Raw genomic sequence first — 13,957 nt, forward strand, 5'->3', positions numbered from 1 at the left:
TGTGGGGAGTTACAGAACGCGCTTAGCCTTAACAAAGCGGTCTTTCCAAGAACCATTCAATTCAGATATCGTAACGCCAATGCCCGGGCGGAAGGTATGCAGCATAAGGCCGTTACCCAAGTACACTGCAACATGTCCGATACGGTCGATACCGCTTTTATTTTTTCTTTTGGGCGTGGTGAAAAACACGAGATCACCTTCACGCAGTTGATCCATAGACACCTCTGTACCAAGCTGACTCTGCTGCCTTGAATCTCGCGGCAGCGACACCCCTTGACTGATAAAGATGTATTTCAAGAAGGAAGAACAGTCGAAAGAGTCGGTTTGGTCCGACTTCGCCCCGAATACGTAAGGGGTTCCAAGGAAACCAAATCCTTTCACAATGAGATGGTCGGCTTTGCGTTTCCAACTTGGCTCCTTTTGATCCGAATGGGCAAGCTGTTCAAAATGCGCGACAACTTTAGCTATTTCGGCAGCGGATATCTTTACATTCTTCGCATTTGGGACTGGATCGTCTCCATCTTGCGTCATCTCTTGTGTGAGAGCGTTCTCATTCTCCTTCACGGAAGGCGCGCTGCTATCAGGAGTTGTCACCTGCTTATCGGTAGCAGCATCCTGTCCTGATAACTGAATAGGAGCGGTTGCTACCCATCGATTAGAGTGAGCATTCGAGAATGCAGCTGATAATTTCATGTTTTCAGGATTTTTCATGGTAAAACCGATTAGTACCAGAAAAGCAATGACTAGAGCGGATATCGCATATTTTTTGGCAAGCATGTATGACTCCTCTAGTAAGCAAGTTTACCTATACCATTCTACGGTCATTGGCTAGGTTAGGGGGTATAGAGGATGGAATTTCATGGGTGATGTAACAGCAAAGAAGCCTTTCCTTCAGCAGTACTCTGCTTCCAGAAAGGCTTCTTCGTTATTTCGCTGTATCAAACGTATGCACCTTGTTCCAATTAACACCACCGTTAGCGGTGGTGTACATGACGCTTGGCTGCTCATTACCATTCGTGATAAGCCAGCCTTGATTTATGTCTGCCATAGCCAGCAGCAGCTCACCAAAGCCTGTGAACGACTCCTTGCCGTTCACCCATGTCTTGCCGCCGTCCTTGGTCCATCCAACGGAGTTCGGCTTGTCGCAGCTCGGGCACTGCCCGCCCATATAAGCTACGTCTGGACTCACGACGTAGAGAGGTCCGGGCTTGGAGCCCGTATTCTTCGGCCCTGTGTTCTCACCAGCAGGGAAACCTGGAGCTGGTCCCCCTCCGGCGGTGCTGTTTGCCAGAACCGTCAGCCAGTTCTTCCCGCCGTCTTTCGTGTGAAACAACGAATACGAGGTTTGAGTCATCCCCGATTCCCCAATTAACTCGACCCACGCATCGTTCACACCTGCAGAACGAATAACGACTCCGGTTAGTGAGGCTTCTGTTTTACGCGACATCACCTTATTCCATGTCTTGCCGCCATCCTGTGTTCGTTGGACTTCGATAGTATCCTTGACTTGTCTAACAGCCCATCCATTACTTTTATCATGGAAATAGGCGTCCCCCTTCGTGCCCTCGGGTAAAGGCAAGGAAGTCCATTTCACTCCTCCATCCACAGTGTGTGCATTTCCGCTAAATGCTTCCGTCTTCGTTACAAAATGAAGGAACGCCTGATTCGGTACTTTACCAACGGATGTCCAGTGCTGGCCTCCATCGTTCGTACTTAGCAGTTTACCTTCATCACCGACTGAAGCCCAAGCATCTTGACTATTCAGAGCGAACAACTGCTTAATGTCGCCTGTCCCCTCGTATTGAACCTTCCATTTCACACCACCATCATCTGTTCGTGCGATCCAGCCTTTGCCGCCGATCCAACCAGATTTGGCATCAGCCAGCCTTACCGCTGTTACCCCGTTCATCGATACCTTCGATGGTGTTTCATTACCTTTATTGGGAACAGCTGTGGGACTAGGAGCCGGTGTTTCAGCGGCAGCTGTCGGTTGTGGCGTGATCGTTGCACTAGGTGTCGGTGAATTTGAAGCATTCACTGTCCCGCTTGTTGTTCCGGATGATTCACACCCTGTAAGTGCAAATAGCGTTATTGCCAAAAGCGTAATTGTTTTTCTCAACATGATGATAACTCCCTTCACTTCTAATCGTTCATCGATCTACCTTATAGACGTAACTTTCATCGGAAAAGTTGAGCCTCCAGACATATTTTGATTGGCAAATTTAGTATGTCCCATAACGGATCGCACTTATGTTGGCAGCGCCAATGGCCGACATCCTCTTTTTAGCAAAATAATAAATTAGGCATGACTCATCCCATAGACGAATACAATCGAATCAAGGAGGGGGACATTGTTACGGAAAGGAAGAGGATCGGTTGAAATTCATCTGGGGTAAAAAAGAACTCACCTTAATGATTATTCCGGGCGCCAACCACCGAACCGTAAGATTCAAGCTTCCGCACAGCAGTTTGTATATTGTGCCTAGCTTGATCCTGCTCGTGTTGATTGGATTTTTTGTCACGATTTACTTAATGAATATCTACTCCCATCAAACGAGAACCAGCATGCAGCAAACGTTCGATGGACAAGAACGCCAACTGGTTAATCAAATTACACTTAAAAATAGCGAACTAGAACAGCTTCAAACCAATTTGATTGACTTATCCCAGCAAGCGAGTGAATTTAAGGTGAAGTTAGAAGAAATTAAGAAACTTGATCATGTCATTCAGTTAATGAGCCAGACAGAAGGAACAAACCGGACAAGCAAAAAGATTTCAATGGAGAGTACAGAGACTCAGAGTGGCTTACGCTCTGACGTCGGCGGCAGTGAGATTCCTGTTACTTCGCAAGAAGTATCTTCTTTGGTCAGCAGCACCAAACAAGGACTTACTTCGTTAGTTGGGGATATTAACGCGCTGCTTGTGAATTTGAACGAATCCGAAGCTAGGCTGGAAGAAGCCGAGCGACTGCGCAGCATCACACCGACACTTTGGCCAACGACGACCCACCTTATTACATCAGGTTTCGGCATACGCAGAGATCCTTTTACGCTTAAACCGACCATGCATGCCGGGCTCGACCTCGATGGTGAGATGAATGACCCCGTATATGCCACTGCTGCAGGTAAAGTCGTAGAAGCCAGCTTTGACAACGAACATGGTAATCATATTATTCTCGATCATTCCCGAGGGATACAAACGGAGTACATGCATCTGAATAAAATGCTCGTCAAACGCGGAGAATCAGTAACGAAAGGTCAAAAGATCGGCCTACTCGGCTCCACAGGACGAAGCACGGGCTCCCATCTGCATTATGAAGTTCATAAGAACGGCGTCCAGATTGACCCCTCCCCTTATCTCATTACCAATAGAAAGGATGAACCCTAATGCTTGGAAGCTCTAAGTCGAAGCGAATTGATGCTAAAACAACCGATACATTGATCGGGGGCAGTACCATTTGTGAGGGTAAAATCATGTCCGAAGCCAGCCTTCGCATCGAAGGCCAGATGAACGGCGACATTGAGTGCGCAGGCGACATCACCATTGGTGAGAACGCTGTTGTGCAGTCCAACATCCAGGCACGCGATGTCATCGTTGCCGGCAAAGTGAAAGGCAATATTCACACCAAAGGCAAGCTCATCGTGACCAGCTCCGGCGTGCTGGTTGGCAATATCGATGTCCGTTCCTTCATTATTCAGGAGGGCGGCATTTTTCAAGGAAGCAGTGCGATGAGCCTCGCAGTTGTGAATGACAAAGGCAGCGGAAACGGCAAAGTCATCGATGCTAAAGCACATAAACAGCAGAAGAGCGAGCAGCAGGCTGCTTCTGGCGGGAACTAAAAACAGGGGAGCCGCGTGTGCGGTTCCCCTGTTTTTAAGTTCATAACTGGATTAGTGCTGCACACAATCCAGTTTCCTAGTTCAGTTCGAACTTTCCCTCAACGTTCGATTGCGTACAAATTGCGCGAGTAAACGGGCTCCGTAACCGGTCGCGCCTGCCGAATGCCAGCCTTGAGCAGACGAGACATCCTTTAGAGACGCCATATCGATATGGGCCCAACGCAGAGATGGCTGGACGAACTTACGCAAAAACAAAGCTGCCGTTGTAGCCCCTGCTTCTCCTACCCTGCTGATATTGCATATATCCGCATAATCGCTGTGTAGGTAAGCCTCGTACTCATCGACAAGAGGAAGCTGCCACACTTTTTCGCTTACTTGCTTCCCGGCTTGTGAGATCTCAGCCACAAAAGCGTCCTCCCCCCATATCCCAGCATACTTGGAACCTAGAGCGGCTCCGCAAGAATAGGTCAAGGTTGCAATATCAACGGCTTCCACTGCCCCTAAGCACTGGGCATGAATCAAGGCGTCGGCTAGCACCAAGCGGCCTTCCGAATCCGTATTGCCCACCTGAACCGATACACCATTCGGGTATTGCAGCAGCTCGCCAGGCAGCAATGCCTCACCGTCTGGCATATTTTCGGCAGCAGCAATAAGCACAACGACGTTCGCCTGCACGTCCCCAGCAGCAAGAATATCAAGAGCGCCTATCACGGCTGCCGCCCCAGCCATATCCATTCGCATATCGCTGATATCGAAGTCCTTCTTCAGACTGATCCCGCCTGTATCAAAAGTAATGCCTTTGCCAAATAGGGCCGTAAGCGGCAATGTCTCATCCGTACAATAGCGCAGCTCCAGAAGCGCTGGAGGATACTTGCTGCCTTTGCCCACGGCGATCAAGCCGACCATACCTTGCTGCTCCAGACGCTCCCCTTCATAAACGACAGCCTCGACCTTCGTACCGGCAAAATGTTCCACAGTCCTCTCGATGAGAGTCTTCGGACGCAGCATATTGGGGGGCTCATTCGCGAGATTACGGGCTAGAATCGCCCCTTCTGCATAAATGCGGCCCCATCGTACCGCTTCATTCAACACTTCGAATCTTGCTTCGGTGAGAAACTGCAAGCTTACTTCCGTATGTACGGTCTGTTTCTTTCGATACACCTCGAACGCATAGGTGCCGAGCTTCCAGCCCTCCACCCAAGCGGTAACTGCTTCCGCTTCGCTAGTGGGAACCGAATGTTCACATCGCTTCAGCAGCTCGCCCAAATTTATGCCTACTCGCTCTTTCTTGTGCTTATGAATCGCACGTCCTGCATTCCCCGCTGCCTCGCGGATTCTTTCCGTATCCAAGCGCGAGTTCTCTCCACAACCAACCAGCAGCGCGTCACGCTCTCCAATACGGCCATGAAGCCAAGTTAGCTCTCCTCGTTCTCCCATATGCGGCAGAAGTGAATAGGCTTGCAGCCATGAAGGAAGGCGTATCGCTCCCATCTCTTCGATGTCGTCCGAGCAGATGGGAACAATGAGAGTCTGGGCATCATTTTCTCCACCGACCGTAAACGTCATTTTAAGATACCTCCATCTTCTAACCGCTGCCATGTTTCAAAGGAATGCCTTCCTTCTTGCAGACGAATAACGCGGGCGCCCCGAGGTAAATCTCCATAGGTGCTGCAGCCTGTCACTCTGCCAAAACATAACCGAATATCATGCAGCGTACCACAGTAATCATTGTCATGATCATGTCCGACAAAGGTTCCCATCACATCGCCCATTTCCACCATGGCAGCAAATAACCCGCTGTTGAGTTTGGGACAACATACCTCTTCGTGCTTAGTACCGCTCACTTTCCCCAGTTTCCATACATCGTCGTATTCAGGAAGCGGGATATGGAAAAACGCAAGACCAGGCAATATAGCCCCGCTCCGTTCGCGGAGAGCAAGCGACTGCTGCTTATACCAATGCACCTGATCCGAGGCAATCCAAGCGTAACCGCCCACTGATTCTGGTGCCATCACACCGGAATCGAGAAAATAAAGAACAGCAGCCGGATTCCCGGATTGCACGCTTTGAATCGTATGCATGTAATTGCCAACGCCGCTGAGCTCTAATGGTCCTGCTTGCGAGTAGCAGGTCTTATGCTCCAGTGCAATCGCCATCAGTTCCTCACGTGTCACATCCGCCTCCGCATCATGATTACCGAATACGTGCGTCCAGGGTAAGCCAGACTCAACCGCTGGAGCAATAGCTCTGCGAAAGGATGCTGTAGAGTCAGATACGCCATAGCTTGAAATCAGATCGCCCGTATACACGATGAGATCCGGCTTCTCCGCCGCTAGCACTGCACTGACTAGAGCGAGCGTCCTCAAATCCTCCTCATTGTCCTTGTCGCCTCCTATATGCAAGTCCGTGAGCTGTACAATAGTAAATGTCCCGTCCTCCCGGAACCTCAGATCGTCTGCCATTCATCCATGCCCCTTTCTAATCACAGCTTCAAATATCTGAATAAGTTACTAAGAATGTATGCACAAACTCGGTAGAATGATGTTGTAAAAAGTGCAACAATTACTGCTTAGATCCCACCAATCTCCTTTGATGTTGCATGATAGAGTCAATTTCATAATTCAAAACCCTTGCTACATAAGGATTTATAGCGCATTCAAAAACAGTCACCTACCCAAGATATCCATTGGGTTCCAAGATTTCATGTTATTCTCAGTTTTAAGTACTACAAATAGGGCATTTAAGTGGATAAATCCCTTTCTGAATTCTGTAATTGTTTGAATCTCAATAGCTGGTACGATGTTTATGGCGCCTTATGGGAAAATAGTGCTTTAATAGTGAAATTAGCTCCTTAAGGTTTATCCGACGATATTTCTACCGAATCCACACTTCATTTGAACGTTAAGAGTCTTTAGGGACTTCTATTTATACATAATACGGTGAAAATGAAGAGATAGCAGTCTCTAAAGGCTCTTATCCGATTGTTTTTCTCCGAATTCACACTTTACTTGACGGATAAGAGCCTCTAGGGACTCTTATTTTTACAAAATACGCTGGAAATGAAGAAATAGCAGTCTCTAAAGGCTCTTATTCAACTGCATTTCTCCTGAATCCATACTAAATCGGACTTTTATTATGAAATTGACTCTGATGTACAACAATTAGTCCCCTTACAGGCCATTTCGCAACAAATGGGCTCGTTATACCACCTCAGAATGGTCAGATCCCTGTTCTTTATTTTGTCTAATAAAAGCTTCCAGCCCTTCCTGATCCGGGGTACCGGTGCTGCCGCCATAAGCTTCGACTGACATAGCTCCGCAAACGTTGCCATATAACAGGCAAGTCTCGACGTTCAGCCCTGTTAAGAACCCATAGATGTAACCGGCATTAAACGAATCTCCTGCTCCTGTCGTATCTAAGGCCTTGACGGAGAATCCGGGGCAAGACGATTGCAAACCGTCTTTCATCGCTACGGCTCCTTTGGGTCCGAGCTTGACTACAACATGCTTGCAGAAGCCCGACATATAGCCTAAGCTGTCATCTATGTGTTCGAAGCCCGTATAGTGGTGCGCCTCGGTTTCGTTCATCAGAAAGACATCTACATAACGCATCAATTCAAACACCCCGGAATACCATTCTCCGGTATCATCCCACCCTACATCGCAGGATAGTGTGACTCCCATCTCTTTCAACTTCTTGGCCATAGCAACGAATTCGTCATGGTTGCGTCGTCCTCTATAACCGGTTACGTGGACATGTCTGCCTGACGCTACTTGAGCTAAATCCAGCTCACTTACTTGCATCTCCGCGTTTGATCCTGCATAGGTAATGAAAGAACGATCCTGTTCCGGATTAATCGCTATCGTTATGCCTGTACGACTCGTTTGGCTAGTCAAGATCAGACTGGTATCGATACCATATCGACCAAACTGTTCCCGGATATAATGACCGTAGCCATCATCTCCAAGAACGCCGTTAAAGGCTACATGCAGCCCTAGCTTAGCTAACGAGATCGTGAATAGAGCCGCACCTCCGCCTACATGCATCAACATATCTTCAACAAAAATTTCTTGTCCAGGCAGAGGAATCTGATTACAGCCCACCACTACTAAATCAATATTGGCATCGCCGATGACAACCGCATCAAATTTGTTCATTCCGCACTTCCTCTCCCGCTCCGTTCTCTGTCCTATCTCTCAGTTTGATAGGCCCTGCAGCTGTCGCGCACGACAAGTTTATGTCCCAAGATCAAATCTTCCCTCGGACTGAATGTAGGATCTGAAATTAATTCAATCAGCGTATCCACCGTAATTTTCCCCATGTCCTGAATTGGCTGCTCCATGGAGGACAAGCGCGGACGAACGAGCTCCGTCAGTTGGCTTCCATCAAAGCCGATGATGGATATATCGTCCGGAACTTTTAGCTGATGGTCATGAATGCAGTTCATAGCTCCAACCGCCATATCATCACTTACTGCAAATAAAGCGGTAGGACGAGGCTCACAAGCAAGCAATTCCTTCATCAGATTGTATCCGCTCTGCGTCTTATAGTCGCCGAACCGGATATAGTCATTCACAATCTTGACCCGGTTATCTTTGAGGGCATTCCGGTAGCCTACATAACGGTTCTGCCCTGAGGTAATATCTCTCATATCCCCGCCAATAAAGGCAATTCGTTCATGTCCAAGCTCAATTAAATAACGGGTCGCATCATAAGCCGCCTCGTAATCATCGATAATGACAGAAACGAACTTATGATCTAAAGGTCTTACACTTGAAAAGATGACCGGGATATCCAATTTATTAATAAAACTGCGAATATCATCGCTTAATTTCTCATGCATAATAATAATGCCGTCTACACGCATCTCTTTAAACACATTCAAATATTTCAGCTCTTTATCCGTATCCTCGATAATGTTGCAGACCAGTAAGTTGTAATCATTCAAGCTCGCCGTTTCCTCGATACTGCTCAATATGGTGGAATAGAAACTTGATGTAAGATCGGGAACAATGACGCCAATCAGGTTCGTTTTCTTCCGTACCAAACTCCTCGCGATGTGGCTCGGTGCATAACCAAGCTCGTCAATAACGCGTTTCACTTTGGCCTTCAGATCGTCCTTCACGTATTTTTCTCCGTTTAACACTCTCGAAACTGTGGTTACGGATACTCCCGCTTTCTTGGCTACATCTTTAATTTTGGGCGCCATGATTATCATCCTTCCTTACTAGCAGCATAAACAATTTTCTCTGTTATTCGACAAATATCGGCTGAGCGAAAGCCCCGAATCCACCTTCCAAGTAGACAGCGATGCGAATATAACCTTCATCGCCTCTCACCGTATACTTCACCTGTTTGATTCTTCCTGTTTCCTCCTGAAGTATACGGCCTTCTTTACCGATCAATGTCACATATTTATACATTTTATCATATAATGGGCTTGATCGAAGATCATAAATAATTTGACCGTCTTCTACCCGAATTCCATCAAAACCATAGCCTGTAGAAACATAAAAGCTGCCCTCACGAATCGCGGTAAGAATAGCTCCATTCGTATTTTCTTCTGAAAGCACCATATTCCAGGCTCGCTTCTCCTGCCCGTAGACATGTGAGTCATCATTTCCGAAGCCCCATACCCTGCGTCCTGCGGACAATAGGTAATCCCATTTATCAAAAGCGATATCGTATTCCGGATTTCCATCCCCATTTACAACTTCAATGCCATTGTACCGCTGCATGCTGAGCATATCCTCATGCCGCCAATAATGGGAGAAAAAACGGTTCGGATGAGCCAGTATAGATAGGCCGCCGTTCTCTACACATATATCGGAAAGCCTTTGATAATTGTCAATCGAAAATTCATTGGAATAGCCATCCATGAGAGATCTCGGAGGGTGGACAAGCAGCATATGCGTTTGGGAACTGCTCACCTCAATGGCTTCAAATACGGTCCCAATCGTATGTTCATCCTCATGCTCAGTAATCAGATCATGATCGGATATGCCTAGAAAGTCATAATCGTGATACATGCGGTACACCGTAGAAAGCGGATGATGTCCGTCACTGTTAGTCGTGTGGTTATGAAAGCTGCCTCGCAGCCAGATACCTTGTCTGTCATACGGATTTGTTATTGCAGTCACTTACAACCTCTCCTCTTTGGCGTCTATTCTTTGACCGATCCAATCATCGCACCCTTGGCAAAATACTTCTGAATAAAAGGATAGGCAGCAATAATCGGTGCCACAACCACGATGATCGTCGCCATTTTAAGAGAATCTCCCGTAAGCTGCATGCGTTCAAGCATTTGATATTGCGTCGTACCAGCGGCCTGCATCAGGGATTCCCGAATCGCATCCTGTTTGGTTAACATCTCCTGCAGCAGGGTGGATAAAGGTCTAAGCGAAGCGGTTCGGACAAAAAATGCACCTGTGAACCAATCATTCCAATGAGTCACGGCTGTAAACAATGAGATCGTTGCCAGCACAGGCTTGCTGAGCGGCATGATAATCCGCATAAAAATACCAAAGTCGCTGCAGCCGTCCATCCTTGCCGATTCCTCCAGACTGATGCTAATCTGCTGGAAAAACGTCCGCATGATGATCAAATTCCACGCACTGTATAATCCCGGAAGGACATAGACCCAGATCGTATTGGTCAAATGCAGACTTTTGAGCAGCATATAATAAGGAATGATGCCGCCAGAGAACAACATCGTAAAAAAGACCATAAGCGTAAAAAATCGTACACCCGGCATCGTCTTGCTTTTTAGCGAATAGGCAGCCATAGCTGATAAAAATACGCCTGCAATGGTACCTAGAGCCGTACGAAATATGGAAATGGCAAATGCCTTGCCGATATTAGCCGATGTAAACACTTCACGATAATTTTCAAGCGTCCATACGCGGGGCCAGAAATAGATTCCTCCTCTTTCCGCATCCTTACCTGCGTTAAAGGAAAGTGCCAGTATATTAAGAAAAGGCAATATGATGGACAGGCATAGGAGAATAATGAGGGCATAATTAACGAACTTGAATATTTTTTCACCTGCTGAGAGCTTATAAAATTCATTTCCCACGTTAATCTCTCCCCATACTAAGAAGTGCGCCCCCCGCCATGATCTGGGGGAGCGCCCGCTTCCCTACTCATCTATTCATTATTTGAGAATAACCTTCGTCTTAGGATCGCTGTCCTTCTTCATAAGCAGTTCTTCGAATTTGTCCAAGCCAGCTGCCTGTAATTGCTTTTTCGATGCATCTAGAATTTTTTGCGCTTCATCCATGCTTTTGGCATAGAACGCGCGAATGACGCTTTCATTGTAGTTTGTTAAGGCTGTTTTTAATTCATTGCCTGTCGCAAGCTCATTAATAAATGAAAGCGGACGATAGCCATCGTTGATGATTGCGTTTTTCTTCTTTTCGTCATATCCCCAGTACTCAGCAACTTTCAGCGGTGTCGCATTGGCTTCCGGTGAAACAGCATCGCCATACTGAGCTTCGCCGAAATCAGCCAGTCTGTTGATATCCGTACTGCCGAGATAGCCTCCCCAGCTATTCCCTACTCCCTCAAAGCCAAGCTCCATAGCCGCTTTCGGATCTTTGTTCCGTAGCTCTAACACTTCTTTCTTGACCAAAGGATTGCCTTTGGCATCCAGCGTAAAGTCTCTTCCCTCTAGACCGTACTGCCAGAGAAGCTTGCCTTCACGACTGGCCAGGAAATCAGCGAATTTGACGATATCCTGCGGATTTTTCGTTGTTTTTGGAATCGACCAGGCCAAGGACCCACTCTTATAGTCAACGGACATTCGGTAGCTTCCATCCACAGAATTAATAGGTCCAAGCGGAAGATAGCTCATATCTTTATTGAAGTCCAAATAGCTATGCATATCGCCGATAATGCCAAATGAACCGTTAATAGCTCCTTCAGTCGCTTTGTTTTCCTGCATCGCATAATAATCAGGAGCCATTAGTTTATCCTTCAAAAGCTTCTGAACGAACTCAATACGCTTCATCGGATATTCCGTCTTGCTTTCGTGAACAATTTTACCTTCCTTGTTCTTTTCGAAGTGTTGGTCAGTCGCTCCCCAGGTCATATCATTGAACAGGGGTCCATTCTCGTGATTGCTATTGCCCCAATATCTAGGTCCAAGCGGGATAACCGCTTTTCCGTTTTTATCTTTGAAATTGCCATCTTTGATCTTCTGGGCCAATTCATACACTTGATCCGTTGTTTTAATCGTTCGAGGATCAACCTTCAGCGCTTCGGCGATATCTTTACGTATAAAAGGACCTCCGACATACTTGCGCTCTTCGTAGCCGCCCTCTCTTTGAATGTTCATATGGACAAAGTAACTGGAGCCGTTAAATTCCGGACGGAACATAACGCCGTTCTTCGTATCAAGCGGCAAATATTTATCATCCAAATATTTGCTGTATATCTTTGTACCTTTAATAAGGGGAGTCAGGTCAGTGAACATGTCTTCTTTGGCTGCTTTCAAAATGACTGGCATTTCTTGGCGACCGCTGTTATTCAGATAATAAACGATGAAGTCCGGTAAATCATTGGAAGCCAGCCCTGCAATCAGGCCGTCAATCGCATGCTGCGAGTTTACACCTTCCATTTGCAACGTAATCCCTGTCATTTCTTTCATCTTCTTGGCGATCTCCGGATTGATGTCTTTCGTTATATCATCGCTGTCAATAAACAGTAGTCCCTTGAGTGTTCTGTCTGCAATCCAAGTTGCGGGCTTGCCACTGCTAGCTGTGGTTGACGGTGTTGAACTAGCATTGTCCCCTCCACCTGCTGGTTGATTGGAACTTTCACAACCGGCTAGCAGCAAACTTGCTGCCAAAGGCATAGTAATCCATTTGACCCAACTTTTGCTCATACAATACTCCCCTTATCTTTCAATTTTTATGAATAACACCCGAGGGCGTCCTTCAACAGTTGAAAATTGGACATCATGGTAACGTTACCATACTGATTCGTCAAAAAACTTTTTGGAAGCTCGATTTGCCGTTACAACAAGAATCAGTCCAATAACACCCTGCATTAAACCAACCGCAGTCGCATAGCCGTATTGTCCATTTTGAAGGCCTACACGAATGATATAAGTGTCAAGAATATCGGCTAACTCCATATTCCCGGGTGTTCTCATGAGATAAATTTGATCAAATCCCGCCTGCAGAATGCTGCCCAGCGACAGAATAAACAGGATCGAAATCGTTAATCGAATGCCCGGCAAGGTAACATGCCAGATTTCATGCCATTTATTAGCGCCATCTATCTTGGCGGCTTCATGCAGCTCAGGATTAATGCTGGCAATAGCGGCCAAATAAATGATGGAATCCCATCCTATGCTTTTCCAAATATGGCTTCCAAACATGAGTGAATAAAAGTACTTGCTTTCCATCATGAAAAAAGTGCTTCCGTCTCCTCCGAAGAATCGGATCGCCTCATTAAGCAGCCCTGTTTCGGGAGCAAGCATCCGCTGCATAAGGCCAATGACGATAACCCAGGAAAGAAAATGCGGCAAATAAGATATGCTTTGTGTGATCCCGCGAAATCTTCGGCTTCTAACCTCATTGAACATCAGCGCAAGCAGAATCGGAAAAGGTAGCCCCAGAAATAATTTGATACTGCTGATAATAAGTGTGTTTTTAATCAACTTTCCACTTTGATAATCGTTAAAAAAAGCTTTGAAATACGTCAACCCCACCCAAGGACTACCAAGGATTCCCTTATTAAACTGGTAATCCTTAAAGGCTAGCATGAGTCCACCCATCGGGATATACGAAAAAATAACGAAAAATACAATACAGGGAAGGAGCATGAGATATAAATGCTTGTGCCCTAGTATTCTTTTCCCCAGATCAGCATTTTTCTTCTTCGCCGCAGCGCCAACTCTAGCTTGCGGCAGATTCGTTTCCATGTTATGACCACCTTCCTAAGGGTTTCTGCAAACTTTTCTGGTATCGATTCCATATTGCATGTGAATAAAAAATTCTGTTGAAAAATCGTCCGGTAAGCGTTTTCTGAAATCGCTACCATATACATCTGCTTTTAGTATAAATCCATTACCACCTTTTGACAATACAAAATTTCATTTAATATTCTTAATT

Annotated in this window: 12 protein-coding genes; 2 read left to right on the forward strand and 10 right to left on the reverse strand. The window is 46.4% G+C overall.

What is annotated here, in order from left to right; genetic code table 11:
* Positions 1-9 precede the first annotated feature (9 nt).
* Positions 10-777, reverse strand: coding sequence for a C40 family peptidase (locus ASG85_RS07455; RefSeq protein WP_060645830.1), 768 nt, complete (start codon positions 775-777; stop codon positions 10-12).
* Between the two features lie 148 nt (positions 778-925).
* Complete coding sequence (locus tag ASG85_RS07460; protein ID WP_060645831.1) at positions 926-2,122, reverse strand: hypothetical protein; 1,197 nt, start codon at positions 2,120-2,122, stop codon at positions 926-928.
* A 254-nt stretch (positions 2,123-2,376) separates the two neighbouring features.
* Between ASG85_RS07460 and ASG85_RS07465 the strand changes: the two genes are divergently transcribed.
* Together ASG85_RS07465 and ASG85_RS07470 are read left to right on the forward strand one after the other, a co-directional pair.
* Complete coding sequence (locus tag ASG85_RS07465) at positions 2,377-3,387, forward strand: M23 family metallopeptidase (protein ID WP_235550086.1); 1,011 nt, start codon at positions 2,377-2,379, stop codon at positions 3,385-3,387.
* A complete protein-coding gene (locus tag ASG85_RS07470; protein ID WP_060645832.1) occupies positions 3,387-3,839 on the forward strand; it encodes a bactofilin family protein in 453 nt (150 codons plus the stop codon). The genes ASG85_RS07465 and ASG85_RS07470 overlap by 1 nt, the downstream gene beginning before the upstream one ends.
* An 81-nt stretch (positions 3,840-3,920) precedes the next feature.
* Here ASG85_RS07470 and ASG85_RS07475 read toward each other — a convergent pair whose 3' ends face one another.
* The 8 genes from ASG85_RS07475 to ASG85_RS07510 form a co-directional block, all read right to left on the reverse strand.
* Positions 3,921-5,405: a leucyl aminopeptidase family protein gene (locus ASG85_RS07475; RefSeq protein ID WP_060645833.1), complete on the reverse strand. Its 1,485-nt coding sequence runs from the start codon at positions 5,403-5,405 to the stop codon at positions 3,921-3,923.
* Complete coding sequence (locus ASG85_RS07480; protein WP_060645834.1) at positions 5,402-6,301, reverse strand: metallophosphoesterase family protein; 900 nt, start codon at positions 6,299-6,301, stop codon at positions 5,402-5,404. Before ASG85_RS07480 ends, ASG85_RS07475 begins: the two co-directional genes overlap by 4 nt.
* 738 nt (positions 6,302-7,039) lie before the next feature.
* A complete protein-coding gene (locus ASG85_RS07485) occupies positions 7,040-7,996 on the reverse strand; it encodes a carbohydrate kinase family protein (RefSeq protein WP_060645835.1) in 957 nt (318 codons plus the stop codon).
* A gap of 32 nt (positions 7,997-8,028) precedes the next feature.
* On the reverse strand, positions 8,029-9,048 hold the full coding sequence (locus ASG85_RS07490; protein ID WP_060645836.1) for a LacI family DNA-binding transcriptional regulator: 1,020 nt from the start codon (positions 9,046-9,048) through the stop codon (positions 8,029-8,031).
* Between the two features lie 43 nt (positions 9,049-9,091).
* Positions 9,092-9,979, reverse strand: coding sequence for a hypothetical protein (locus ASG85_RS07495; protein WP_060645837.1), 888 nt, complete (start codon positions 9,977-9,979; stop codon positions 9,092-9,094).
* A gap of 23 nt (positions 9,980-10,002) precedes the next feature.
* Positions 10,003-10,914, reverse strand: coding sequence for a carbohydrate ABC transporter permease (locus ASG85_RS07500; RefSeq protein WP_060645838.1), 912 nt, complete (start codon positions 10,912-10,914; stop codon positions 10,003-10,005).
* A 78-nt stretch (positions 10,915-10,992) separates the two neighbouring features.
* A complete protein-coding gene (locus ASG85_RS07505; RefSeq protein ID WP_057302512.1) occupies positions 10,993-12,723 on the reverse strand; it encodes an extracellular solute-binding protein in 1,731 nt (576 codons plus the stop codon).
* Between the two features lie 84 nt (positions 12,724-12,807).
* Positions 12,808-13,668, reverse strand: a complete 861-nt coding sequence (locus tag ASG85_RS07510; protein ID WP_414858696.1) for an ABC transporter permease — start codon at positions 13,666-13,668, stop codon at positions 12,808-12,810.
* Positions 13,669-13,957 lie beyond the last annotated feature (289 nt).

The sequence above is a fragment of the Paenibacillus sp. Soil724D2 genome (assembly GCF_001427935.1).
Classification (GTDB): domain Bacteria; phylum Bacillota; class Bacilli; order Paenibacillales; family NBRC-103111; genus Paenibacillus_E.